Below are 25131 nucleotides of genomic sequence, written 5' to 3' on the forward strand. Positions count from 1 at the left end.
GATTCGCAGCCGCCGAGCGGCCGCGAATCAAGGACCTGTGGAGCAGTTGGTTAGCTCGCCACCCTGTCAAGGTGGAGGTCGCGGGTTCAAGTCCCGTCAGGTTCGCAGAAACGTCAGGGCCCGCATCCCCCAGGGATGCGGGCCCTGACGCGTTGTCGGACATCGCCGGGCACCGCCGGCCGGCCCGGGGCTCCGTCGGGCGGCGTCGCCGGCGACCCGACCCGATCATGATCACCAGCGGATGCGGCGAGGGCCCTGAAGGGGCCCCAGGGGGCCTGTCGCGCCGGCCGCCCACCAGAGGAGCCCCGTCCGACCGTTCGGCCCCCAGCGGGCCGCCGACGGGGCCGGGGCCCGGGGCGGTCCCGTACCGGGAAAATCCCCCGTTCGCACGAGTCGCTCTGCACCGAGCCATCCCCTTACGGGGTGCAATGCCGGATGTACAAGAGTTATCAGCTGTGACGGGAGTCACCACACGAGTTTTTGAGATGCGCACGTTTATCGGACTCATACGCCCGCTCGATTTAATATGTGCAATGGCACCCTGCCCGGCGACCCTCGCGCGGCACGCCTCCGGACCTCCGTCCGGGCATAAAAAAGATCGCGCTGGACCCGGCGGAGTCCAGCGCGATCGAACGGCAATGAGCCTGTTGGGGCAGGACCAGCCGTTTGAAGCCTTTGGGTTTCATCGGATTGGGGGACCCGCTTCGAACCCGTTTAAAACTGTGGTGCTACGCGACCTCAGGCCTCGCTGCGCTGCTGCGGAATTCCCGCGAGCAGTGCGCGAACCTCGGCCTCGCGGTAACGGCGGTGTCCACCCAGGGTGCGGATGGACGTGAGCTTGCCAGCCTTGGCCCAGCGGGTGACCGTCTTCGGGTCCACGCGGAACATCGTGGCAACCTCAGCCGGGGTCAGCAGCGGCTCGGCATCAGGGGTGCGAGCGGTCATGAGCGGCCTCCTCGGGAGAACCGAACCATCTCGGTTCTTTCCTCTAAATTCTGCACCTTGGCCCACGTTGCCCGAAATGGACATACGCAGGCCGAGTCGGTTATAGGACGAACGGCTTGTCCTCGGCACTACAACTACACCATCCGTCCAGCCTCGACGGCCAAACCGATGGAATTGCCCTCCGAGGTGTTCATCAGCGGCGGAAGCCGATGGACCGTCCCATAACGGACAGTCACCCCACTGTAACGATCAGTCACAGAGCGATCAGGAGTCGTCAGACCCCCCATAGAGTGCAATACCGAGCATTCCGCCCTTAGTTGGACGGAAGGAACCCTCCCCGGACTCCTTGTCCTATTTTGGCACGAGGGTAGGGGAAGGGCGCAAGGGTGTAGATAGTGCGGTCCGTCACGCTTGGGCCAATGGCCCGTATCGGGACGTAGGTCCTGGAACTAAGACCCCAATGTCGCGATCAGGCCTCTGATCTGCGCTTTATGGCTGTTGCGAAGATACGGCCGATACGGGCGATACGCTCCGTGCCCGCGTCGTCACCCGTCTCCATCCGTCCCCACCCCGCCCGCAAGGACATCCGTACGGGTGCCCGCGGGTGTCGTGTGGACCACGTCCGGGCCGTCGCCCGGGCCGCGTCCCGGACCACGGCCCTAGTTCGCGAACAGTCTCTCCCGAACCGCCCGCCAACGGAGCGCCAGATCGGCATGGATTTCCGCGGCCCGCTCGGCGTCGCCCGCGCGCAGGGCCTCCAGCGCGCGTCCCAGGTCACGTGCCGAGCGGTCCGCCGCGAGACCGTCAGCCGGCAGCGCGTGCGGCAGCCCCCCGTAGTCCAGTTCGACCATCGAGCGCGGATGGAACTCCTCCAGCCAGCTGCCGACCTCCACCAGCCCCTCCGCCATCGCCCCGTACCCCTCCGCCGCCCGCAGCGTGCGCAGGCCCCGCGCCAGCCGGCGCCGGGCCTGGACCATCGGCGTGCGGTAGCGCAGCCGTTCGCCCGGCAGGTACTCCCGCTCGTCGTCCGCCACCAGCACGAACCAGCGCAACGGCACCTGCCACACCGCCGTGCGGATCCACGGCCGCGCGTCGGGATGGCCCTCCCGCCACCGCTCGTACTCCTCGTGCGCCCGCCGCCGGACCGTCGGCGGCAGCGCCGCGTCCAACACCGGGCGCGGGAACTCCGCCACCAGCTCCCGCAGCGCCAGCCACCCGCGCAGCCGGGTCCGCCACGGACACACCACGAGGGTCCCGTTCAGCCGCGCCGTGAAGGCGTCGGCGCTCTCCCGCTCCGGGACCCCCACCACGGGGACCCGGACCAAGTCGGAGAGCGAACGGCGCAGTTCGTCCTGGGCCGTCGGGCTCGCCCCGCGCCGGGCGTAGTCCGCCCAGTGGGTGCGCTCCGGCTCGGCGAAGGCCGCGAGCGGCTCGTAGACGCGCAGGTAGGAGGCGTACGGGACATTCGGCGCGGGCCGCGCCGAAGCCGGTCGCCGCTCGGGGGATGCGTTCACCCCCACCTCCTCCCCACCCCGGGGCCTCCGTTCACCTCCCCGGGGCCCCGACACGCCGCGGATCGGGGGCCCGTGACACGGGAGTGTTCCGATCCCCGGACAGGGGTCACCGGCGCGCCCCTCAGGTCTTACCCTGCTTCCAGCGCGCCCTCCCCCCACCCGCAGGGCGGGCGTCATTCCGCCGCATCTCTTCCATGGGAGTCACCACCGTGACCGAAATGACCGACGGCGTCCTGCACACCCTGTTCCGCACGGAACAGGGCGGCCACGAGCAAGTCGTGCTGTGCCAGGACCGAGCCACCGGCCTGAAGGCCGTCATCGCCATCCACTCCACCGCCCTGGGCCCGGCCCTCGGCGGCACGCGCTTCCACGCGTACGCCTCCGACGAGGAGGCCGTCCTCGACGCGCTGAACCTCGCGCGCGGCATGTCGTACAAGAACGCGCTCGCCGGCCTCGACCTCGGCGGCGGCAAGGCCGTGATCATCGGCGACCCGGGCGTGCTGAAGTCCGAGGAACTGCTGCTGGCCTACGGCCGGTTCGTGGAGTCCCTCGGCGGCCGCTACGTCACCGCCTGCGACGTCGGCACCTACGTGGCGGACATGGACGTCGTCGCCCGCGAGACCCGCTGGGCCACCGGCCGCTCGCCCGAGAACGGCGGCGCCGGCGACTCCTCGGTCCTCACCGCTTTCGGCGTGTTCCAGGGCATGCGCGCCAGCGCCCAGCACCTGTGGGGCGACCCGACGCTGCGCGGCCGCAAGGTCGGCGTCGCCGGCGTCGGCAAGGTCGGCAAGCACCTGGTGCGCCACCTCCTGGAGGACGGCGCCGAGGTCGTGATCACGGACGTCCGCGAGGAGTCCGTCCGCGAGATCATCGAGCTCAACCCCGACGCGAAGATCAGCTCCGTCGCCGACACCGAGGCCCTGATCCGCGTGGAGGGCCTGGACATCTACGCCCCCTGCGCGCTCGGCGGCGCACTGAACGACGACTCCGTGCCGGTGCTGACCGCGAAGGTCGTCTGCGGCGCGGCGAACAACCAGCTCGCCCACCCGGGTGTGGAGAAGGACCTCGCCGACCGCGGGATCCTCTACGCCCCCGACTACGTGGTGAACGCGGGCGGTGTCATCCAGGTCGCCGACGAGCTGCACGGCTTCGACTTCGACCGCTGCAAGGTCAAGGCGTCGAAGATCTTCGACACCACGCTGGCCATATTCGCACGTGCGAAGGCCGACGGCATCCCGCCGGCCGCCGCGGCCGACCGGATCGCCGAGCAGCGGATGGCGGACGCGCTCGCCGCCCGCGCCGCGGCGCGCAAGGCCTAGCCCTTCGGGGACCCGCCGGGGTGCGGCGAGACGGAACTCACTGCGCTTCGGCGGGTCGCGGGCCAGGAAAGCGTTAAAATCGCAGCTGACCAGCGAGTACGGGGTGTCCCGCTGGTTCTGTGACGAGGCGCGTCATGCGGGCGGCGTACCGTATGGCCACGGAAGCAGGTACCGTTAAACCCCTACGGACGGTCTCTCCACGGAGAGCCCGCTCCGAACCATGAACGCGTGTCAGACTCTGGGGCCGTCGAGCCCCGTCACCGAGGGGGTCGAGCCATGGGGCGCGGCCGGGCCAAGGCCAAGCAGACAAAGGTCGCCCGCCAGCTGAAGTACAACAGCGGCGGGACTGACCTCTCGCGTCTGGCCAATGAGCTGGGCGCATCGCCGACGGAGCCGCTGCCTATCAGCGCGCCGGTCGAAGTCGATGACGATCTGGACGACGACGACGACCCGTACGCCAAGTACGCGGATCTCTACAACGATGACGACGACGACGAGGACGAAGAGTCCGGTCCGTCGGCGCACCGCCGCGGGGCTTGACGCGCAGTCTCTGCACGCCGTCCGCACAGCTGACACTCTTCACAGCTGACATAACGCCGAAACCCGGTCCGGGGCCTCACCCCGGACCGGGTTTCAGTGCTGCTCAGACCGCGTAGGAACCGGTCAGGGTCGCGCCCTCGGCGTGGTCGCCCCGGTCGAGGATCTCGCCGGCGACCCAGGCGTCGACGCCCCGGTCGGCGAGGGCGGTCAGGGCCACGTCCACCGAGTCCTGCGGGACGACGGCCATCATGCCGACACCCATGTTCAGGGTCTTCTCCAGTTCCAGGCGCTCCACCGAGCCGGCCTTGCCGACCAGGTCGAAGACGGCTCCGGGAGTCCACGTGGAACGGTCGACCGTGGCGTGCAGGTGGTCCGGGATGACCCGGGCCAGGTTCGCCGCCAGGCCACCGCCGGTGATGTGCGAGTACGCGTGGACCTCGGTCGTCCGGGTGAGGGCGAGGCAGTCCAGGGAGTAGATCTTGGTGGGCTCCAGCAACTCCTCGCCGAGGGTCCGGCCGAGCTCCTCGACGTGGCTGTCGAGGGACATCCCGGCCCGGTCGAAGAGGACGTGCCGGACGAGCGAGTACCCGTTCGAGTGAAGGCCCGAGGAAGCCATCGCGATGACGGCGTCCCCCGTACGGATGCGATCGGCGCCCAGCAGGGCGTCGTGCTCGACGACGCCCGTGCCCGCGCCCGCGACGTCGAAGTCGTCCGGGCCCAGCAGGCCCGGGTGTTCGGCCGTCTCGCCGCCCACCAGGGCGCAGCCGGCGAGGACGCAGCCCTCGGCGATGCCCTTGACGATGGCGGCGACGCGCTCCGGGTGGACCTTGCCGACGCAGATGTAGTCCGTCATGAAGAGCGGCTCGGCACCGCAGACGACGATGTCGTCCATGACCATCGCGACGAGGTCGTGGCCGATCGTGTCGTACACGCCCATCTGGCGGGCGATGTCCACCTTGGTGCCGACCCCGTCGGTGGCCGAGGCCAGCAGGGGGCGCTCGTAGCGCTTGAGGGCGGAGGCGTCGAAGAGGCCGGCGAAACCGCCGAGGCCGCCGAGGACCTCGGGACGCCGCGTCTTCTTCACCCACTCCTTCATCAGCTCGACGGCGCGGTCGCCCGCTTCGATGTCCACGCCTGCGGCTGCGTAGCTGGCACCGGTGGTCTTCTCTGTCATGACAGGGAGAGCTTTCGTGTCGTTACTGCGGGTGATGCAGGGCCCCGGGAAAAGCTTCGAAGACGGGGCCCGGCGCAGGTGGAGCGGCGATCAGGGGCGGCGGAGCGCGTCGGCGGCGTCGGTACCGCCCGCGAGCTCGGTCTCCAGGAGCTGCTTGCCGAGGAGCTGCGGGTCGGGCAGTTCCATCGGGTACTCGCCGTCGAAGCAGGCACGGCAGAGGTTCGGCTTCTGGATGGTGGTCGCCTCGATCATCGCGTCGAGCGAGATGTACGAGAGCGAGTCCGCCCCCAGCGACGTGGCGATCTCGTCGACCGTCATGCCGTTGGCGATCAGCTCGGCCCGGGTGGCGAAGTCGATGCCGAAGAAGCACGGCCACTTCACCGGCGGGGAGGAGATCCGGATGTGGACCTCGGCCGCACCGGCCTCGCGGAGCATCTTGACGAGCGCGCGCTGGGTGTTGCCGCGGACGATCGAGTCGTCGACGACCACCAGGCGCTTGCCCCGGATGACTTCCTTGAGGGGGTTGAGCTTGAGACGGATGCCGAGCTGGCGGATCGTCTGCGAGGGCTGGATGAAGGTCCGGCCGACGTAGGCGTTCTTGACCAGGCCGGAGCCGTACGGGATGCCGCTGGCCTCGGCGTAGCCGACGGCGGCGGGCGTACCCGATTCCGGCGTCGCTATCACCAGGTCGGCGTCGACCGGGGCCTCCTTGGCGAGGCGCCGGCCCATCTCGACGCGCGAGAGGTAGACGTTGCGTCCGGCGATGTCCGTGTCCGGGCGGGCCAGGTACACGTACTCGAAGACGCAGCCCTTCGGCTTCGCTTCCGCGAATCGCGAGGTGCGCAGGCCGTTCTCGTCGATCGCGATGAGCTCGCCCGGCTCGACCTCGCGGACGAAGCTGGCGCCGCAGATGTCGAGGGCGGCGGTCTCGCTCGCGACCACCCAGCCGCGCTCCAGGCGGCCGAGGACCAGCGGGCGGATGCCCTGCGGGTCACGGGCGGTGTAGAGGGTTCCCTCGTCCATGAAGACCAGGGAGAAGGCGCCCTTGACCTGCGGGAGGACCTTGGCGGCCGACTCCTCGATGGTCAGGGGCTTCCCGTCGTCGTCCGTCTGGCCGGCCAGGAGGGCGGTGACCAGGTCGGTGTCGTTGGTGGCCGCCACCTGGGTGGCGCGGCCGTCCTGACGGGGGAGGTCGGCGACCATCTCGGCGAGCTCGGCGGTGTTCACCAGGTTGCCGTTGTGACCCAGGGCGATCGAGCCGTGGGCGGTCGCCCGGAAGGTGGGCTGAGCGTTCTCCCAGACGGAGGCTCCGGTGGTCGAGTAGCGGGCGTGACCGACCGCGATATGACCTTGGAGCGAGCCGAGAGAGGTTTCGTCGAAGACCTGGGAAACGAGGCCCATGTCCTTGAAGACGAGGATCTGGGAACCGTTGCTCACAGCGATGCCCGCGGACTCTTGTCCACGGTGCTGTAGCGCATACAGTCCGAAGTAGGTGAGCTTGGCGACCTCTTCACCCGGAGCCCAGACACCGAAGACGCCGCAAGCGTCCTGGGGGCCCTTCTCGCCGGGGAGCAGGTCGTGGTTGAGTCGTCCATCACCACGAGGCACGCCACCGAGTGTAGGCGAGATCGACCACTGGTCCGAATTGGGGACGGCCGGGAAAAGTCACAGTGCGGACAGTCCGGCTACCCGTGCGGAGGGTTACCGGAAAGGCCGTCTCGGCATCCGGAATGCACCGGTTGACAGGGACCTGTGGGTTCGTACAGGCTTCCGGCTCATGCAGCCCCTCGGTGACCGAGCCGTCACCCTCGTCGAGCGCCGACACGTGGACCTGGTCCGTGTCGCGAGCGCCATCTGTCGTCGCTGCCCCGCTTAAGCGCAACTCTTCTTCCCCTTTTCACATTTCCGCTCCGCCGTGCCCCGCTCCGCCGTGCCGCGCGCCTCCGTGCGCCCCGCCCGGAGCGGGCGGCGAGCCGTGCCTTGGAGTACCTGTGTCTTCACACGAGAGCAAGCTGTCCCGTCGCGCCTTCGGGGGTGCCGTGGGAGCCACCGCGGCCGTCGCCGCGGCGGGCCTGGGAGCGGCCCCGGCCCATGCCGCCGACGCCCGGGAGAACACCTCCCCGGCGGCCCCCGAGGAGCGCGAGTTCCGGGCCGCGCGGGGGCGCTCGTCGCGCCGTCCGAACATCCTGTTCATCCTCGGCGACGACCTCGGCTGGGCCGACCTCTCCTCGTACGGGTCCCCGCACATCAAGACCCCGAACCTGGACCGGCTGGCCCGCCAGGGGGTCCGCTTCACCGACGCCTACTCGGGCTCCGCGACCTGCTCCCCGACCCGCTTCAGCCTCTACACCGGGCGCTACCCGGCCCGCACCAAAGGCGGTCTCGCGGAGCCGATAGCCGACAAGTCGGTGGGTCTGGAGCCGACCCACCCGACGCTGGCCTCGCTGCTGAAGGACGCCGGGTACTCCACCGCGCTCATCGGCAAGTGGCACGCGGGCTACCTGCCCGACTACAGCCCGACCAGGTCGGGTTGGGAGGAGTTCTTCGGGAACTTCGGCGGGGCCCTGGAGTACTACTCCAAGCTGGGCCTCGGCGGCGAGTACGACCTCTACGAGGGCGACGCGGAGTACAAGGACCTGCGCTACTACACGCGGATCATCACGGAGCGGGCGAGCGAGTACGTCTCCCGGGACCACCGCGGCAAGCCGTGGCTGCTGAACCTCAACTTCACCACCCCGCACTGGCCGTGGATCGCCGAGGGCGACACCGCGGAGAGCGCCGAGATCGTCCGGCGGATCAAGGCGGGCGACGGACGGGCGCTGTGGCACCAGGACGGCGGCTCGGTGGAGAAGTACAAGCAGATGGTCGAGGACCTGGACCGGTCGGTCGGCGAGGTCCTGAAGGCCCTGAAGCGCTCCGGCCAGGAGGACGACACGATCGTGGTGTTCTCCAGCGACAACGGCGGCGAGCGGTTCTCGTACAACTGGCCGCTGTCGGGCAACAAGGCCTCCCTCCAAGAGGGCGGCATCCGCGTCCCGAACATCCTGCGCTGGCCGGCGCGGGTCGACGGCGGCCAGGTCAGCCGGGTGCCGGTGTTCAGCCCCGACTGGACGGCGACGCTGCTGGAGCTGGCCGGTACCCGCCCGCACCGCGCGTACCCGCTGGACGGCACGAGCCTGGCCGGGTACCTGCTGCGGGGCGAGCGGCCCGCCGAGCGGGACCTGTTCTGGCGGGTGCGCGGGGAGCGGGCGCTGCGCCGGGGCGACTGGAAGTACTACCGCGGCAAGTCGGGCCGTGACCAGCTGTTCAACCTGGCGAAGGACCAGCGGGAGCAGGCCGACAAGGCGGCGGTGGACCCGACCCGACTGGCCGAGCTGCGGGCGTCCTGGGAGAAGACCGACCGCGGCCTGCTGCCCTACCCGGGCTGACGGGTCCGCGGCCGGGGCGGGTCGCCGCTACTCGACCGCCGAGGTCGCCTTCGCCGTGAGGCCCGTACCGTCCCGGGCGGTGAGCGCGAGGGTCCCGCCCTGGATCCGCACGGTGAGCGGGCCGGCGGCGAACAGCTTCGTCAGCGTGCGTTCGACCTCGCCCGTCGGCCCCTCGCAGGCCATCCGGGTCGAGGTGACCGGCCCGAAGGTGACGGTGGAGCCGGCGGGGGCCGCGGGGTCGGAGAGGGTGACCGGGGCGGTGAACCGGTTGCAGCCGAGGTTGCCGCTCGCCCCGCCGTCGGCGGCGAGGGCGAAGCGGGCCTTCGCCGCCGCCTCGGCGGGTACGGAGGCGGCCGTCCCGCCGCTGACCAGGGAGTCGACGACCCACTGGGTGGCGGTGAGCGGGGCGTCGGGGTCCCGGGGGCGCGCGGTCAGGGCGATCGTGCTCCCGTCGGCGCTCTTCAGGGTGAGCCGGTCGGGGCCGCGGTCGATGGTGAGCCGGCCCTTGAACAGCCGGGCGAACGCGGTCTCGAAGTCCGTGTTCTCACAGGCCATGGTGGTGCTCGCGCCGGGCGTGACCGTCACGGCGGAGGTGCCCGTGAAGGCCACCTCGGCCGTGAAGCCGTTGCAGCCGTAGTTGCCCTTGGCCTCGGTCGCCCCGATGTCGACGCGGGCGGCGGGCGGCGCGTGCAGGGTGCGGTCCCCGGTGGTCAGGGACTCGACGGACCAGTGGCCCTGGGGGTCGGGAAGGGGGGCGCCCCCGCCGTCCTCGGACCGGCCGCAGCCGGTGAGGGCGAGAGCGAGGACGAGGGCCGAAGCCCATCCGGTCGACAGGTGCCTGAGGGTACGCATGCCCCTGGGACGGGGCGGACGCCCGGACGGTTCCCCGCGCCCGGGTCGTCGTCAGCCCATCAGCGGCAGCAGTGCGGACAGATCGGCCCGTTCGCCGCTCGCCCGTACGAGGGCCCCGTCGAGGGCGGTGGCCCAGTCGGTCCGACCCGTGGCGAGGCGGATCCAGGTCAGCGGATCGGTCTCCACCACGTTCGGCGGGGTGCCGCGGGTGTGGCGGGGGCCCTCCACGCACTGGACCACCGCGAAGGGCGGGACGCGGACCTCGACCGAACCGCCGGGTGCCTTGACGGCGAGGGCGTCGGCGAGGAGTCGGGTGCAGGCGGCCAGGGCCTGCCGGTCGAGCGGGACGTCCAGTCCGGGCACGGCCCGGTTCAGGTCGTCGGTGTGGACGATCAGTTCGACGGTCCGGGTGACCAGGAAGTCGGCGAGGGTCATGTCGCCGATCCACAGGTCCAGCACCCGGCTGCCCGGGTTCGTCGCCAACCCCTCGGCCAGGGCGGCCGAGGCCCGCTCGTAGAGCTCGGGCAGCGGGGCGCCCGTCAGGGTCTCGCGGGCCGCCTCGCTGATCCTCCCGGCGAGGGAGGCGGTGGCGAAGGGCCACTCGACGGCGGCCAGCTCGGGCACGGCGGCGGGGGGCCTGTCCAGGCCGCGGGCCAGGGAATCGGCGATCCACGCGAGGTGCGCGGCGAGTTCGGCGACGCTCCACTCCCCGAGGCCCGAGGGCCGCGCGAGCTGCTCGGGGGTCAGGTCGCGCACCGCGTCGGCGACGTGCCCGAACTGCGCGGTGACGGCCGCGCGGATCTTCGCCGGGTCGTAGCTGCGCGGCTTCTTCTTGGCAGGCGGCATGCCCCGACCCTACTCGCGCTCGGGCCGCCGGCGGCGGTACGGCCGAACCCCCGGCCGGAAGGCTCCGGGCCGGGGGTTCGGGCGCGTACGGGAAGGGCGTACGAGGAGGGCGTACGGGAAGGCGTACGAGGAAGGTGTACGACCTCCCCGTGCGGCCTCCCCGTACGGTCGGCGATCAGACCAGCAGGGCCGGGATCGTCGCCTCGTGGGCCTCGCGGAGCTCGGCCAGCGGGATGGTGAACTCGCCCTGGACCTCGATCTCCTCGCCGTCCACCACACCGATGCGGGCCACGGGCAGGCCGCGGGCGCCGCACATGTCGGTGAAGCGGAGCTCCTCGCTGCGCGGGACGGCCACGACGGCGCGGCCCGCGGACTCGGAGAACAGGAAGGTGAAGGCGTCCAGGCCCTCGGGGACCACGACCCGCGCACCGTTGCCGCCCTTGAGGCAGGACTCGGTGAGCGCCTGGATCAGGCCGCCGTCGGACAGGTCGTGCGCGGCGTCGATCATGCCGTCGCGCGAGGCGGAGATCAGGATCTCGCCGAGGAGCTTCTCGCGGCCCAGGTCCACCTTGGGCGGCAGGCCGCCGAGGTGGTTGTGGACGACCTGCGACCAGGCGGAGCCGCCGAACTCCTCGGCGGTGTCGCCGAGCAGGTACAGCAGCTGGCCGGCCTCCGCGAACGCCATCGGCGTGCGGCGGTTGACGTCGTCGATCACGCCGAGCACGGCCACGACCGGGGTCGGGTGGATCGCCACGTCGCCGGTCTGGTTGTACAGCGAGACGTTGCCGCCGGTGACCGGGGTGCCCAGCTCCAGGCAGCCGTCCGCGAGACCGCGGGTGGCCTCGGCGAACTGCCACATGACGTCCGGGTCCTCGGGGGAGCCGAAGTTCAGGCAGTTGGAGATCGCCAGGGGCTTCGCGCCGGTCGCGGCGACGTTGCGGTAGGACTCCGCCAGGGCCAGCTGGGCGCCCGCGTACGGGTCGAGCTTGGCGTAGCGGCCGTTGCCGTCGGTGGCCATGGCCACGCCGAGGTTGGACTCCTCGTCGATGCGGACCATGCCCGCGTCCTCGGGCTGCGACAGCACGGTGTTGCCCTGCACGAAGCGGTCGTACTGGTCGGTGACCCAGGACTTGGAGGCCTGGTTCGGGGAGGAGACCAGGGCCAGGACCTGCGCGCGCAGCTCCTCGGCGCTCTGCGGGCGGGCCAGCGCGCCGGCGTCGTCGGCCTGGAGGGCGTCCTGCCAGGAGGGACGGGCGTAGGGACGCTCGTAGACCGGGCCCTCGTGGGCCACGGTGCCCGGGGGCACGTCCACGATCTGCTCGCCGTGCCAGAAGATCTCCAGGCGCTCGCCGTCGGTCACCTCACCGATGACGGTGGCGATGACGTCCCACTTCTCGCAGATCTCCATGAACCGCTCGACGTACTGCGGCTCGACGATCGCGCACATGCGCTCCTGCGACTCGCTCATGAGGATCTCCTCGGGCGAGAGCGTCGCGTCGCGCAGCGGCACGGTGTCGAGCTCGACGCGCATGCCGCCGGAGCCGGCGGAGGCCAGCTCGGAGGTGGCGCAGGAGAGCCCGGCGCCGCCGAGGTCCTGGATGCCCGCGACCAGCTTCTCCTTGAAGATCTCCAGGGTGCACTCGATGAGGAGCTTCTCCTGGAAGGGGTCGCCGACCTGGACGGCGGGGCGCTTGGTGGGCTTGGTGTCGTCGAAGGTCTCGGACGCGAGGACCGAGACGCCGCCGATGCCGTCGCCGCCGGTGCGGGCGCCGTAGAGGATGACCTTGTTGCCGGGGCCGGAGGCCTTGGCGAGGTGGATGTCCTCGTGCTTCATGACGCCGATGCAGCCGGCGTTGACCAGGGGGTTGCCCTGGTAGCACTCGTCGAAGACGACCTCGCCGCCGATGTTGGCCAGGCCCAGGCAGTTGCCGTAGCCGCCGATGCCCGCGACGACGCCCGGCAGGACGCGCTTGGTGTCGGGGTGGTCGGCCGCGCCGAAGCGCAGCGGGTCGACGACGGCGACCGGGCGGGCGCCCATCGCGAGGATGTCGCGGACGATGCCGCCGATGCCGGTGGCCGCGCCCTGGTAGGGCTCGATGTAGCTGGGGTGGTTGTGCGACTCCACCTTGAAGGTGACCGCGTAGCCCTGGCCGACGTCGACGACGCCGGCGTTCTCGCCGATCCCGACGAGCATGGCGTCGTTCTGCGGGACCTTCTCGCCGAACTGGCGCAGGTGGACCTTGCTGCTCTTGTAGGAGCAGTGCTCGGACCACATGACCGAGTACATGGCGAGCTCGGCGCCGGTCGGGCGGCGGCCGAGGATCTCGCGGATCCGGGCGTACTCGTCCTCCTTGAGGCCGAGTTCCTTCCAGGGCTGGGAGGCGTCCGGGGTTTCGGTGGCGTTCTTGACCGTGTCGAGGCTCATGCGGAGACCAGCTTCTTCAGGACCGACGTGAAGAACGGGAGGCCGTCGGTGCGGCCCGTCCCGATCAGCGGCTCGACCGCGTGCTCGGGGTGCGGCATGAGGCCGACGACGTTGCCCGCGGCGTTGGTGATGCCGGCGATGTCGCGCAGCGAACCGTTCGGGTTGACGTCGAGGTACCGGAAGGCCACGCGACCCTCGGCCTCCAGTTCGTCGAGCGTGCGCTCGTCGGCGACGTAGCGGCCGTCCATGTTCTTGAGCGGTACGGAGATCTCCTGGCCGGCGGTGTAGTCGCCGGTCCACGCGGTCTCCGCGTTCTCCACCCGCAGCTTCTGGTCGCGGCAGATGAAGTGGAGGTGGTTGTTGCGGAGCATCGCCCCCGGCAGCAGGTGGGCCTCGGTGAGGACCTGGAAGCCGTTGCAGATGCCGAGGACGGGCATGCCGGCCCTGGCCTGCTCGATGATGGTCTCCATCACCGGCGAGAAGCGGGAGATGGCCCCGGCGCGCAGGTAGTCCCCGTAGGAGAAGCCGCCCGCGAGGACGACCGCGTCGACCTGGTGCAGGTCCTTGTCGCGGTGCCAGAGCGAGACCGGCTCGGCCCCCGCGAGGCGGACGGCGCGCAGCGAGTCACGGTCGTCGAGCGTTCCGGGGAACGTGACGACTCCGATGCGTGTGGTCACCGTCAGGCCTCGACCTTCACGGTGAAGTCTTCGATGACGGTGTTGGCGAGGAACGTTTCGGCCATCTTGTGGATGCGGTCGAGGGCGGCCTGGTCGACCGGTCCCTCCACCTCCAGTTCGAAACGCTTCCCCTGGCGGACGTCGGCGATCCCTTCGAAGCCCAGGCGCGGCAGTGCACGCTGCACCGCCTGGCCCTGGGGGTCGAGGATCTCCGGCTTGAGCATGACGTCGACTACGACGCGTGCCACTGGCACTCCCGATGAGGTGGTTGGTGCGAAGGCGGTTCCCTCAGCGTACCCGGCCAAAATTTCTACGCGGGTAGATATCGGACGGCCCCGAGAGAGCGGCGGTTTCGGCTTCACCAACGCTTCGCAAAATCCGCCGGAAAACCGCGCGCCCGGGATTGCGGCGGGACACGCGGGGATAATTAACTGGGCTTCGCAATTCAATGAGAATCGCGGTACAAAGGAATCAGCCGGGATTCCGACGGTTTGACGGATTCCCCCGAAACATCCACACAGGCGACATCACCGCACGTCAGCGGGCGGCGACGGCGCACGAAGGGACCGATATCCGTGGCGCAGCGCGTAGTAGTCACGATCTCCGACGACATCGATGGCGGAGAAGCGGCGGAAACGGTCACGTTCGCCCTCGACGGTAAGTCGTACGAGATCGACCTCAATGCGGCCAACGCAAAGAAACTGCGGAAGGGCCTCGCGCCCTTCGTGGCCGCCGGCCGCCGGCAGTCCCGTTCGGGCAAGGCCTTCAAGCACACCGCGGTGGCCCCGGACCCGGCGGTGGTCCGGGCCTGGGCGCGGGCGAACCAGCAGGACGTGCCCCCGCGCGGCCGCATCCCGAAGCGGGTCTACGAGGCCTACGACGAAGCCCACTGAGAGCGGACCGAGGGCGAGCCGGGGGCTGCCCGGGGGCGGACCGGGGACGGATTTGCCATCCACCCCCAGGGATCGGCTAGTGTGTGGATCACGCCGAGGGGACAAGCCGAAAGGTCGAAGCCCACGAGTCGTGCGGGTGTAGTTCAGTAGCAGAACACCCCCCTTCCAGGGGGGAGGCGCAGTGTGCAATCCCTGTCACCCGCTCTGCACGCTTTACCGATCACGGTTGTGGATCAGGTAGAGTGATGCTCGCATCGCGAGGACATTCGTGTCCGAGCAGCATGCGGACGTAGCTCAGTTGGTAGAGCACCACCTTGCCAAGGTGGATGTCGCGCGTTCGAGTCGCGTCGTCCGCTCAGAGAACGAAGGCCCCGATCGGAATCCGATCGGGGCCTTCGTCTTTCCTCCGTTCCTCTCGTTCCCCCCTCCCTTCCTCCCCTCCCTTCCTCCCTTTTCGCGACGCGCGGCTTTTGTGGTGCACGTCACACGCGATGACAAATGTCATGGGGGGTCATGACAGCGCGCACTGCTCCGGCCCTCCGGCCGCCGCGAGGCTTGTGCCATGACCGACACCGAGACCCCCGCCACGACCGGCGCCGACGCCGGGACCGAGACGTCGACCACGACCGACACCGCGACCGACGTCGCGACCGACACCGTGATCCGGGCCGAAGGGCTGCGCCGCGCCTACAGCGGTGGCTTCGAAGCCGTCCGCGGCGTCTCCTTCTCCGTGCGCCGCGGCGAGGTCTTCGCCCTGCTCGGCACCAACGGCGCCGGCAAGACCTCGACGGTCGAGCTGCTGGAGGGCCTGGCCGCGCCGACCGGCGGGCGGGTCCGCGTCTTCGGCCTCGACCCCCACGCCCGACGCGACAGCGTCCGGCCGCGCACCGGGGTCATGCTCCAGGAGGGCGGGTTCCCCTCGGACCTGTCGGTCGCCGAAACCGTCCGCATGTGGGGCGGGCTCACCACCGGCGCCCGCCCGGCGGCCGAGGCGCTGGAGCTCGTCGGGCTGGCCGCGCGGGCCGGCGTACGCGTCAAGCAGCTGTCCGGCGGCGAACGGCGGCGCCTGGACCTGGCCCTGGCCCTGCTCGGGCGGCCCGAGGTGCTGTTCCTGGACGAGCCCACCACCGGCATGGACCCCGAGGGCCGCCGCGACACCTGGGACCTCGTACGGGAACTGCGGGATCGGGGCACCACCGTCCTGCTGACCACGCACTACCTGGAGGAGGCCGAGGCCCTCGCGGACCGGCTGGCGATCCTGCACGAGGGGGAGATCGTCCTGACGGGCACCCCCGCCGAGGTCACCGCCACCCACCCGGCCCGGATCCGCTTCGTCCTGCCCGCCGCGGTGCCCGCGAGCCGGCTCCCGCTGGAGCTGCGCGCCGCCGCCGACGGCCCGCGCGTGGAGATCCGTACCGAACGCCTCCAGGACGACCTCGGACGCCTGCTGCGCTGGGCCCACGACGCCGGCGTGGAACTGTCCGGCCTCGACGCCCGCTCCGCCTCCCTCGAAGAGGCCTTCCTCGACATCGCCCAGGGCCGTCGCGCCCACGACGACACCACGGTGGGGACCCGATGAACGCACCGACCCTCAACCCCGGCCGGCTGGCCGCCCTCGGCCGCAGCGAGCTGACGCTCCTCGTCCGCAACCGCGCCACCCTCGGCGTCGCCCTGATGATGCCCGCGGCGATGGTGGTCGTCCTGCGCTCCTCCGTCCCCGGGGACAGCGCCGCCGCGCTCGCCGAGGCCACCCTGACCGGCGGGATCGGCATGATCCTGATCCTCGTCGTCTACATGAACCTGGTCTCCGCCTACGTCGCCCGCCGCGAGGAGCTGGTCCTCAAGCGGCTGCGCACCGGCGAGGCCCGCGACCTGGAGATCCTCACCGGAACCGCGCTGCCGGCCGCGTTCATCGCCGCCGCGCAGATCCTCGTGCTCGCCGTGGGCGGCGCGGCCGTACTGGGCGCCCCGATGCCCGCGAACCCGCTCGTGGTGGCCCTGGCCGTGGTCGCCGCCGTGCCGATGCTCGCCGGACTGGCCGCCGTGACCAGCGCCTTCACCCGCAACGTGGAGAGTGCGGGGCTCACCACGCTGCCGCTGTTCCTGCTCACGGCCATGGGCTCGGGGATGTTCGTACCGGTCGACAAGATGCCCGACGCCCTCGCCTCGGCCTGCGAACTGCTGCCGCTCAGCGGTGTGATGGCCTTCGTACGGGCCGGCTGGTCCGGGGACGCGGCCGGCGCGGACCTCACGGTCGCCGCGCTCACCACACTGGCCTGGATCATGGTCACCGTGTTTGCTGTCCGGAAGTGGTTCCGCTGGGAACCGCGCCGCTAGGCCGCCGCGTTCGACGCGTCGGAGCTTGGGCAAGAGGAACAACCGGGGGGACGTGGAACCGTGTCGAAGCTGACCGGGTGGTGGAAGAACCGCAGCAGCGCGGGGAAGGTCGAGCTGTACACGCGCTGGTCCTTCCACTTCTTCGTGCTCATAGAGATCGGCTCCTTCGGGCTGATGGCCTTCGCGCCCCCCGAGAACGACACCTCGCTGCCCGTGGCGAGCGCCGTCTTCCTGATGGTCCTCGTGCACGGCCTGCTCTTCGGGGTCCTCTCCTCGAAGGCACTGGGCTGGGTCTCCGGCCGCCGTACGCGGCCCGGGCGGCTCGCGGTGGTCGTCACCCTCGTCACCGTCGTGACCGCCGCGACCTTCCTGGTGCTGCGCCGCCTCGACCGGCTCGACGAGTCCGCGGCGCCCGCCCTGGTGACCGGGGTGGTCTCCTTCGGCTGCGGGGCCCTCGTCCTCGCGCTGGAACGCGTGCGCCACATGCGGGTCGTGCCCGTGGCCGCGGCGATCGGCGTCGCGGGGGCCGCGGCCGTGCTGGGCCTGCCGGTGACCGAGATCATCGGCTACTTCGTCTCCATCCTGATCACGACCGCCTTCCTCGCCTTCACCTGCGGGTTCTCCGGGTGGCTGCTGAGGACGGTCTACGAACTCGACCACGCCCGGGAGCTCCAGGCCCGGCTGGCCGTCGCCGAGGAACGGCTGCGCTTCGGGCGGGACCTGCACGACGTCATGGGCCGCAACCTCGCGGTGATCGCCCTCAAGAGCGAGCTGGCGGTCCAACTGGCCCGACGCGAACGCCCGGAGGCGGTGGACCAGATGATCGAGGTGCAGCGGATCGCCCGGGAGTCCCAGCGGGAGGTGCGCGACGTGGTCCGCGGCTACCGGGAGGCCGACCTCGCGGTGGAGTTGGAGGGCGCGCGCGGCGTGCTGAGCGCCGCCGGGATGGACTGCCGGGTGGAGTTCCGTACGGACGCGGTGCGGACGCTGCCGTCCGAGGTGCAGTCGGCGCTCGGCTGGGTGGTGCGCGAGGCCACCACGAACGTACTGCGGCACGGGGACGCCCGGAGCTGCCTGATCCGGGTGACGGCCGGCGAACCCAGGGGCTCCGTGACCCTGCTGGTCGAGAACGACGGGGTGCCCGACACCCCGGCCGGACCCCCCGGGTCCGGGCTCGCGGGGCTGCGGGAACGCCTCGCGGCGGTGGAGGGAACCCTGACGGCGGGGCCGGCCGGGGGCGGCCGGTTCCGGCTGCGGGCCGAAGTGACGGGACAGCGCGTGCGCACGATGGAGGTGGGGGCGTGAACCCCGTACGAGTACTGCTGGCGGACGACGAACACCTGATCCGGGGGGCGCTGGCCGCGCTGCTGGCGCTGGAGGACGACCTGGTCGTCGTCGCCGAGGCGGCCTCGGGTCCCGAGGCCCTGGCCATGGCGCGGGCCCACCGCCCCGACGTGGCGGTGCTGGACCTCCAGATGCCGGGGGCGGACGGTGTGAGCGTCGCCACGTCGCTGCGGGCCGAACTCCCCGACTGCAAGGCCATGATCGTGACCAGTCACGGTCGCCCCGGCCACCTGAAGCGGGCCCTCGCGGCCGGCGTACGGGCCTTCGCGCCGAAGACGGTCTCGGCGCAGCGGCTCGCCGAGCTGATCCGGACCGTGCACGCCGGAGGGCGGTACGTGGACCCGGAGTTGGCGGCCGACGCCATCAGCGCGGGGGACTCCCCGCTCACCGCGCGGGAGGCCGAGGTGCTGGAGCTCGCGGCGGACGGGGCGCCCATCGCGGAGATCGCGGAACGGGCCTCGCTCTCGCAGGGGACGGTGCGCAACTACCTGTCCTCGGCGGCGACGAAACTGGGCGCCGAGAACCGGCACACGGCAGTGCGTCTCGCACGGTCCCGAGGTTGGGTATAGTGGTTCTCGCGCTACGGCGCACCTGCGGACATAGCTCAGTTGGTAGAGCACCACCTTGCCAAGGTGGATGTCGCGCGTTCGAGTCGCGTTGTCCGCTCAGCGAGAGAAGCCCCCCGGTCCTGGACCGGGGGGCTTCTTCGTTTCCGCGACCGGTTCCCCTCGCGGGGCGCCGCCGCCGGCCGGGAGGTGGTCCCGGCCGGCGGTGGGGCGGTTCAGCTCCAGCTCTGGCCGGTGAGGCGCTCGTAGGCCTCCACGTACTTGGCACGGGTCCGCTCGACGACGTCCCGCGGCAGCGGGGGCGGCGGGAGTTCGCCCTTCGAGTCCCAGCCGGAGGCCGGGGAGGCCAGCCAGTCGCGGACGTACTGCTTGTCGAAGGAGGGCTGCGCATGGCCCGGCTCCCACAGGTCGGCCGGCCAGAAGCGGGAGGAGTCCGGGGTGAGGACCTCGTCGGCGGCGACCAGGGCGCCGTCGGCGTCGAAGCCGAACTCGAACTTGGTGTCCGCCAGGATGATGCCGCGCTCACGGGCGATGTCACGGGCCCGGGAGTACACGGCGAGGGTGGTCTGGCGCAGGAGCGCCGCCGTCTCGGCGCCGGTGGTGCGCGCGACCTCCTCGTAGGAGACGTTCTCGTCGTGGTCCCCGACCTCCGCCTTCGCGGCCGGGGTGAAGATCGGCGCGGGCAGTTCGGAGCCGTCGACCAGCCCCTCCGGCAGGGCGAGGCCGCAGACCGTACGGGTCTTGCGGTACTCGGCGAGGCCGGAGCCGGTCAGGTAGCCGCGCGCGACGCACTCGACCGGGACCATGTCGAGGGCCTTGCACACGAGCGTGCGCCCGGCCCAGTCGGCGGGGGCGCCGGCGGGCAGTTCCGTGGACAGGACGTGGTGGGGGACCAGGTCCGCGAGCTGGTCGAACCACCACAGGGAGAGCTGGGTGAGGATGCGGCCCTTGTCCGGGATCTCGGTGGGCAGCACCCAGTCGGCGGCGGAGATGCGGTCGCTGGCGACCATGACGAGCCGGCCGTCCTCGTCGCGGTAGAGGTCGCGGACCTTGCCGGTGTGGAGGTGGACGAGGCCGGGCACCTGGACCGGCTCGGGCTTTTCGACGAATCCGGGCACGGGGTCTCCCTGTGGTTCTGTACGAGCGCACGCCCATTCTCCCCCACCGGGTGCCGTGCCCGACCCGTGGGGGTGTCCGGGCGGGGCGGGGCTCAGTCCCGCTTGCAGATCCGGTCGAGGAGGTTCGCGGTGGCCCGCCGGACGCGTTCGTCCACGTGCCCGGGGCGGTCGAGGGCCGGCGACCAGGCGAAGGTGCCGGAGGCGAAGACGAGGGCGCCGCTGGGGGCGCGGTAGAGGGAGGTCTCCTGGTGGCGCCTGACCCCCTCGCCGTCGAGGTACGGGGAGTGCGCGAGCAGGATCCGGTCCTGGTGCGGCGGCAGCTGGGTGCGCGGGAAGTAGCGGTCGGCCTCGCCGGCGACGAGGCCGTCCAGCTCGTCGTTCTCGGCGGCGCCGGTGGACTCCCACAGCCAGTGCGTGGCGTTGCGCACGACCAGCGGGGCCGGCTCGGGAACGCGCCCCGCGTACTGGATGCCGAGCAACTGCTGCTCGGGGCGGTCGATCTCGCGCCACAGGGTGGGGCGGCCGGGGCCGCGGCGTTTTCGGCAGGTGAGGAGGCGGTCGGGGACCCCGGAGGGGGAGGGGGCCAGTTCGACCTGCCAGTACATGGTGTTGGCGGAGAGGAAGACGAGCGAGGTGCCGTGGTCGCGGGCCCGCTCGACGGTGCGGCGCATCGGGACCGACCAGTACTCGTCGTGGCCGGGGAAGACCAGGCCCCGGTAGCGGGTCGGGTCGACGCGGCCGGCGTGGAGGTCGCGGGTGTCGGCGTAGGCGAGGTCGTAGCCGTAGCGCTCGGCCCAGCGGATGAAGTCGTAGGCGTGGCCGACGTGCAGCGGCAGGCCGGCGCCCGCGTAGGGGCGGTCGAAGGAGACGGTGATGGCGGCGTCCCGTTCGCCGAGGAGGCGGCCCTCCGCGTCCCACGCGTGGTAGAGGCTGGCGCCGGTGCGGCCGTCCTCGGGATAGAGGTTGTAGGCCTGCCAGGTGACGTCGGGGAGCAGGAGCAGCAGGTCGGCGGGGTGCTCGTCGCGCACCGTGAAGGGGATGTGCGAGCGGTAGCCGTCGGCGGTGGTGAGGACGGCCACGTAGGCGCCGACGGACCAGTACGAGGGCACCTGGAGCCGCCAGGACTGCCACCAGTGGTGGCAGGAGACCGTCCGGTCGGCGGTGAGCGGGGGCGGCTGGACGATGCCGGACAGCCGGGGGCTCGTGGTGATCTTGGAGGCGCCGTCGCCGCCGTAGTGGCCGATGCGGTAGACGTCGACCGAGAACTGCTGGGGCGGGTCGACCGTGATGTGGAAGTCGATCGCCTCGCCGGGGGTGACGGCCCCGGTGGAGGTGAACCCCTTGATCTGGCGGTGCACGTCGTCGGCGGTGCGGGGGCCGCCCCCCGAGCCGCCCGGGGAGCCGTGGGGGCGCGGCAGGGTGCCGGGGGTGGCGGCCGGGTCCACGTACCAGGGCACGACCTGGCCGGTGTCGCCGAAGTACAGCTCGCTGCCCCGGAACCAGGGCAGGGGGCCCTGGCCGAAGGGGTCGTTCACCGCGTGCGCGAGCGCACCTGACTCCCACCGCCGGATCTGGTCCGCACCCATACCGCTCCCCTCCCCCGCTCCCCCGAACGCGTTTTCGTCGTCTTGGTGCGCGGCGGGTTTCGGACACCTCCGTGCGACCGGTCCCAGCACATCACATAACGCACGCAGTCCGTCACCGTTCGTCGCGAATTGACGTGAACGGAAGGCGGGCCACCGCTTGGCCCCGGGCGTGCCGGGCCGGGGCCCCGGCCTCGCCCCCGGGCCTCGCCCCGGCCTACCGGGCCGCGGGGCGGACGGTTCAGACGAGGCGGACCGGCTTCTCCGGGCGGACGCCGACCTCGGCCAGCCACTCCCGCAGCGGCCCCGGGTCCCCGTCCTCGACGAGGGCCAGCACGTGCGGCGCGAGGTCCGAGCGGCGCTCGCCGCCGACCAGCAGGACCGGGCCGTCGAGCCAGTCCAGGCCCGGGCCGGCGCCCGCGTAGTCCACCGCCGCGCAGCAGACCAGGGCGGTGACGTGGTCGGCCAGCAGGTCCCGGCCGCTGCGCGGGGGCTGGAGCGGGAAGAGCGGCATCGTGTCGGCCCCCCGGGCCCGGTCCGCCGCCACGCGGGAATCGGCGGCGCGTTCCTCCCGGGCCAGGTCCCCGCTGAGGCGTCCGGCGAGGGCCTCGCCGGCGAGGCAGTCCCCGGCCGGATCGGTGAGGTAGCCGAGCACCCGCTCCAGGGTGGGGCCGCCGAGCCCGCCGGGTCCTTCGGTGGGCGGGGAGAGGGAGACCCGCGCCGCGCGATCGGTCCGGTCGGCCCGGGCCGTGGGCGCGGTGGCGGTGGGCGCGGTGGCCGGGGGCGCCGTCGTCGGGGTGCCGGGGACGGCGAGGGCGTCCAGGGCGGCGTGCAGTCGGGCCGCCTCCGTACGCCACTTGCGGTCGACGACCTCCTGCGGATACTCCGCCCAGTCCACCGGGGACCAGTCCGGCCCGGTCTCGGCGGGGCCCCCGTGGAACAGCCGCGCGGCCAACAGGGAGGCCGCCTCGTCGAGCACCCCGGGCTGCTCCAGCAGGTCGCAGGCCGGGCGCTCGCCCAGGCGCGTGGTGAACCCGTCGGCCAAGCGGTCCCGGCGGGACAGCTCGGTCAGCGCGGAGACCACCCCGGCGTCGAGGTGCGCGGGCCAGCGGCCCATCCGCCAGGCGGGCAGCGCGACCCGGGTCAGCAGCCGGTCCCAGCCCGCGTAGGCGAGGCCGACCTGCTCCTGGGCCGTGATGCGCAGCGCGTAGTCCACGTCGTGGGCGCGGTCCGAGGCGGCGGCGGCGACGCCGCGCTCCATCTCGGCGGCGTCCGTCCGGCACAGCCTCAGCAGCAGCCGGGCGGGTCGGGCGATCCAGCCGAGGCCGGGCCGCCCGCCGATGTCCACGGCCGCGTCGAGTCCGCGGACGAAGCCGCGCGCGTCGGCTATGTCGGGGTGCGCCGAGGGGCCGGTGCCGGCGATCACGGGCGCGAGGACCGCCCGGAGCTCAGCGACCCGCATCCACCACAGGAACGGCGAACCGATGACCAGCACGGGAGCCGCGCCGGGCTCCGCCTCGGGCCCCGCGGATATGCCGCCTCCGCGCCGGTGCGCGGGGTGCGCGCGGTCCTCCAGCCAGCTGTCGCAGTCCGGGGTGAGGGCTATCGCGGAGGGCGCGGGGACGTCCATCCGGTCGGCCAGGTCCCGTACGAGCCGGTAGAGGTCCGGCGCGGCGCTCTCGGGCAGTGGCACCGTGGGCGTCACGGCGGGGCCCGCCCGCAGCACGACGGCCCCGAAGACCCCGCCGACCAGCAGGACCAGCGCGGCGACCACGCACACGACCAGGGTCACCACCGGCCAGGGCTCACCGGCGAGCCGGCCCGTCATCCGGGCGGCGACGAGCACCACCGCGAAGGCGGCGGGCAGGAGCAGGACGGCGAGCGCCCTGCTGCGCACCCGCAGTACGGCGAGGGCGCGTGAACGTGCGGACGGCACGTCCGCGTCTGCGATCGAACCCGTTCCGGACACGACCGGACCTCACCCCCTCTGCCCTGCGACGGTGTTGCTCACTCCCCCACTGTGACACCCGCCACCGACATCGCAATGCCGGTGGGCCATGTGCCGGAATGCTTGCGCCGCACCCTAGTTGGGGAGCGGCCGGACGTCAGGCAGACCGGGTGTCCATCACCCGATGGAATGGCTTTGGGTAAAGGTGGATGCGTTCGAACGCGGCCGGATGCACTCGTACGCGGACATGCGCGCGGGCCCGGTGCGCGTCCGCGCGCCCCGGGCCCGTGCTGTGACCGCCGTGCAGGTCAGCGGCCTTCCGCCGCCTTCGCGGCGATGTCCGTACGGTGCTGGGAGCCGTCCAGGCGGATCCGTCCGACGGCCTTATACGCCTTCTCGCGGGCCTGGGCCAGATCGGAACCGGTCGCCGTCACCGACAGCACCCGACCGCCCGCGCTGACGATCGCCCCGCCCTCGCGCCGGGTCCCGGCGTGCAGCACGTAGGCGTCGGGGCCGTCCTCGGCCGCCACCTCGGCGAGGCCCTCGATCGGGTCGCCGGTGCGCGGGGTGTCCGGGTAGTTGTGGGAGGCGATCACGACCGTGACGGCCGCGTCGTCGCGCCAGCTGAGCGGCGGCTCGTCGGCCAGCGTGCCCTTCGCCGCGTGCAGCAGCACGCCCGCCAGCGGGGTGCGCAGCCGGGCCAGGACCACCTGGGTCTCGGGGTCGCCGAAGCGGGCGTTGAACTCGATGACGCGGGTGCCGCGGCCGGTCAGGGCGAGACCGGCGTAGAGCAGCCCGGAGAAGGGCGTGCCGCGGTGGCGGAGCTCGTCGACGGTGGGCTGGAGGACCAGCTCCATGACCTCGTCGACCAGCTTGGGGTCGGCCCACGGGAGCGGGGAGTAGGCGCCCATGCCGCCGGTGTTGGGTCCCGCGTCGCCGTCCAGCGCGCGCTTGAAGTCCTGCGCGGGCTGGAGCGGGACGACGGTGACGCCGTCGGTGATGGCGAAGAGGGAGACCTCGGGGCCGTCGAGGTACTCCTCGATGACGACGCGGTCGCAGGCCAGCGCGTGGGCGCGGGCCAGGGCGCGGTCCTCGGTGACCACGACGCCCTTGCCGGCGGCGAGGCCGTCGTCCTTGACGACCCAGGGGGCGCCGGGGGTGCTGAAGGCGTCCAGGGCCGCGTCGACCTCTTCGGGGGTGACGCAGACGTAGCTGCGGGCCGTCGGGACGCCGGCCGCGGCCATCACGTCCTTGGCGAAGGCCTTGGAGCCCTCCAGTCGGGCGGCCTCGGCGGACGGGCCGAAGACGGGGATGCCGGCCGCGCGGACGGCGTCGGAGACCCCGGCGACCAGGGGCGCCTCCGGGCCGACGACGACCAGGTCGGCGCCGAGTTCGCCGGCGAGGGCGGCGACCGCGTCGCCGTCGAGGGCGTCGACCGGACGCAGCTCCGCCACCTCGGCGATGCCGGCGTTGCCGGGAGCGCAGTAGAGCGCGGAGACGTCGGGGTCGAGGGACAGAGAGCGGCACAGGGCGTGTTCGCGGGCGCCGCCGCCGATGACGAGGACCTTCACGCCGCCCAGGGTAGCCCGGACGGCGTGGCGGGTTTCGTGCGGCCACCCAAC

General features: G+C 72.0%; 22 protein-coding genes and 4 tRNA genes. 13 read left to right on the plus strand and 13 right to left on the minus strand.

Going from position 1 to position 25131, the window contains the following annotated elements; all coding sequences use genetic code 11:
- Positions 1–31: 31 nt before the first annotated feature.
- Positions 32–105, plus strand: a tRNA-Asp gene (locus tag AB0D01_RS26530).
- A gap of 633 nt (positions 106–738) precedes the next feature.
- Here AB0D01_RS26530 and bldC read toward each other — a convergent pair.
- Together bldC and AB0D01_RS26540 are read right to left on the minus strand one after the other, a co-directional pair.
- Complete coding sequence (bldC, locus tag AB0D01_RS26535) at positions 739–945, minus strand: developmental transcriptional regulator BldC (protein WP_003949541.1); 207 nt, start codon at positions 943–945, stop codon at positions 739–741.
- 659 nt (positions 946–1604) lie between these two features.
- Complete coding sequence (locus AB0D01_RS26540; protein WP_363059446.1) at positions 1605–2459, minus strand: hypothetical protein; 855 nt, start codon at positions 2457–2459, stop codon at positions 1605–1607.
- Between the two features lie 209 nt (positions 2460–2668).
- On the opposite strand from AB0D01_RS26540, the gene AB0D01_RS26545 reads away from it, so the two are divergent.
- Both AB0D01_RS26545 and AB0D01_RS26550 read left to right on the plus strand, forming a co-directional pair.
- Complete coding sequence (locus tag AB0D01_RS26545) at positions 2669–3778, plus strand: Glu/Leu/Phe/Val dehydrogenase dimerization domain-containing protein (protein WP_363059448.1); 1110 nt, start codon at positions 2669–2671, stop codon at positions 3776–3778.
- Between the two features lie 276 nt (positions 3779–4054).
- On the plus strand, positions 4055–4318 hold the full coding sequence (locus AB0D01_RS26550; RefSeq protein ID WP_363059450.1) for a DUF3073 domain-containing protein: 264 nt from the start codon (positions 4055–4057) through the stop codon (positions 4316–4318).
- A gap of 103 nt (positions 4319–4421) precedes the next feature.
- Here the strand turns inward: AB0D01_RS26550 and purM are convergent, their stop codons facing one another.
- Positions 4422–5492, minus strand: coding sequence for a phosphoribosylformylglycinamidine cyclo-ligase (purM, locus tag AB0D01_RS26555; RefSeq protein WP_363059452.1), 1071 nt, complete (start codon positions 5490–5492; stop codon positions 4422–4424).
- A gap of 90 nt (positions 5493–5582) precedes the next feature.
- Positions 5583–7100: an amidophosphoribosyltransferase gene (gene purF / locus AB0D01_RS26560; protein WP_363059454.1), complete on the minus strand. Its 1518-nt coding sequence runs from the start codon at positions 7098–7100 to the stop codon at positions 5583–5585.
- A 169-nt stretch (positions 7101–7269) separates the two neighbouring features.
- Here purF and AB0D01_RS26565 point away from each other — a divergent pair, with 169 nt between their 5' ends.
- Together AB0D01_RS26565 and AB0D01_RS26570 are read left to right on the plus strand one after the other, a co-directional pair.
- Entirely contained in the window at positions 7270–7368 is a 99-nt protein-coding gene (locus AB0D01_RS26565) for a putative leader peptide (protein ID WP_363059456.1), read from the plus strand.
- Positions 7369–7483: 115 nt separating this feature from the next.
- Positions 7484–8920: a sulfatase-like hydrolase/transferase gene (locus AB0D01_RS26570; protein ID WP_363059458.1), complete on the plus strand. Its 1437-nt coding sequence runs from the start codon at positions 7484–7486 to the stop codon at positions 8918–8920.
- Between the two features lie 27 nt (positions 8921–8947).
- Here AB0D01_RS26570 and AB0D01_RS26575 read toward each other — a convergent pair whose 3' ends face one another.
- The 5 genes from AB0D01_RS26575 to purS form a co-directional block, all read right to left on the minus strand.
- The gene (locus tag AB0D01_RS26575; RefSeq protein ID WP_363059460.1) at positions 8948–9772 is read right to left on the minus strand and encodes an META domain-containing protein; all 825 of its coding nucleotides are present in this window, start codon (positions 9770–9772) and stop codon (positions 8948–8950) included.
- A gap of 51 nt (positions 9773–9823) precedes the next feature.
- Positions 9824–10618: a sterol carrier family protein gene (locus AB0D01_RS26580; protein ID WP_363059462.1), complete on the minus strand. Its 795-nt coding sequence runs from the start codon at positions 10616–10618 to the stop codon at positions 9824–9826.
- A 175-nt stretch (positions 10619–10793) separates the two neighbouring features.
- On the minus strand, positions 10794–13043 hold the full coding sequence (gene purL, locus AB0D01_RS26585; protein WP_363059464.1) for a phosphoribosylformylglycinamidine synthase subunit PurL: 2250 nt from the start codon (positions 13041–13043) through the stop codon (positions 10794–10796).
- A complete protein-coding gene (purQ, locus tag AB0D01_RS26590; protein ID WP_363059466.1) occupies positions 13040–13720 on the minus strand; it encodes a phosphoribosylformylglycinamidine synthase subunit PurQ in 681 nt (226 codons plus the stop codon). Before purQ ends, purL begins: the two co-directional genes overlap by 4 nt.
- A gap of 2 nt (positions 13721–13722) precedes the next feature.
- A complete protein-coding gene (gene purS / locus AB0D01_RS26595; protein WP_008740952.1) occupies positions 13723–13974 on the minus strand; it encodes a phosphoribosylformylglycinamidine synthase subunit PurS in 252 nt (83 codons plus the stop codon).
- A gap of 321 nt (positions 13975–14295) precedes the next feature.
- Here purS and AB0D01_RS26600 point away from each other — a divergent pair, with 321 nt between their 5' ends.
- From AB0D01_RS26600 to AB0D01_RS26635, 8 genes are all read left to right on the plus strand, one after another.
- The gene (locus tag AB0D01_RS26600; protein WP_363059468.1) at positions 14296–14613 is read left to right on the plus strand and encodes an Lsr2 family protein; all 318 of its coding nucleotides are present in this window, start codon (positions 14296–14298) and stop codon (positions 14611–14613) included.
- A gap of 132 nt (positions 14614–14745) precedes the next feature.
- A tRNA-Gly gene (locus AB0D01_RS26605) sits at positions 14746–14817 on the plus strand.
- Positions 14818–14896: 79 nt separating this feature from the next.
- Positions 14897–14969: transfer RNA gene (locus tag AB0D01_RS26610), tRNA-Gly, on the plus strand.
- Positions 14970–15175: 206 nt separating this feature from the next.
- Positions 15176–16192 carry an ABC transporter ATP-binding protein gene (locus tag AB0D01_RS26615; protein WP_363059470.1) on the plus strand — a complete coding sequence of 339 codons (1017 nt, stop codon included), beginning with the start codon at positions 15176–15178 and terminating at the stop codon, positions 16190–16192.
- Positions 16189–16950 carry an ABC transporter permease gene (locus AB0D01_RS26620; protein ID WP_363059472.1) on the plus strand — a complete coding sequence of 254 codons (762 nt, stop codon included), beginning with the start codon at positions 16189–16191 and terminating at the stop codon, positions 16948–16950. The genes AB0D01_RS26615 and AB0D01_RS26620 overlap by 4 nt, the downstream gene beginning before the upstream one ends.
- Before the next feature lie 60 nt (positions 16951–17010).
- Complete coding sequence (locus AB0D01_RS26625; protein WP_363059474.1) at positions 17011–18255, plus strand: histidine kinase; 1245 nt, start codon at positions 17011–17013, stop codon at positions 18253–18255.
- Positions 18252–18863, plus strand: a complete 612-nt coding sequence (locus AB0D01_RS26630) for a response regulator transcription factor (RefSeq protein ID WP_363059476.1) — start codon at positions 18252–18254, stop codon at positions 18861–18863. The genes AB0D01_RS26625 and AB0D01_RS26630 overlap by 4 nt, the downstream gene beginning before the upstream one ends.
- A 24-nt stretch (positions 18864–18887) precedes the next feature.
- Positions 18888–18960 (plus strand) — tRNA-Gly (locus AB0D01_RS26635).
- A gap of 115 nt (positions 18961–19075) precedes the next feature.
- Here AB0D01_RS26635 and AB0D01_RS26640 read toward each other — a convergent pair.
- The 4 genes from AB0D01_RS26640 to purD form a co-directional block, all read right to left on the minus strand.
- Positions 19076–19978, minus strand: coding sequence for a phosphoribosylaminoimidazolesuccinocarboxamide synthase (locus tag AB0D01_RS26640; protein WP_363059478.1), 903 nt, complete (start codon positions 19976–19978; stop codon positions 19076–19078).
- A gap of 92 nt (positions 19979–20070) precedes the next feature.
- Positions 20071–21564: a N,N-dimethylformamidase beta subunit family domain-containing protein gene (locus tag AB0D01_RS26645; RefSeq protein ID WP_363059480.1), complete on the minus strand. Its 1494-nt coding sequence runs from the start codon at positions 21562–21564 to the stop codon at positions 20071–20073.
- 238 nt (positions 21565–21802) lie between these two features.
- Complete coding sequence (locus AB0D01_RS26650) at positions 21803–23530, minus strand: hypothetical protein (protein ID WP_363059482.1); 1728 nt, start codon at positions 23528–23530, stop codon at positions 21803–21805.
- A 287-nt stretch (positions 23531–23817) separates the two neighbouring features.
- Positions 23818–25080: a phosphoribosylamine--glycine ligase gene (gene purD, locus AB0D01_RS26655; protein WP_363059484.1), complete on the minus strand. Its 1263-nt coding sequence runs from the start codon at positions 25078–25080 to the stop codon at positions 23818–23820.
- Positions 25081–25131: the final 51 nt, after the last annotated feature.

Origin of the sequence: Streptomyces sp. NPDC048606 (assembly GCF_040650855.1) — a bacterium.
Lineage (GTDB): Bacteria > Actinomycetota > Actinomycetes > Streptomycetales > Streptomycetaceae > Streptomyces.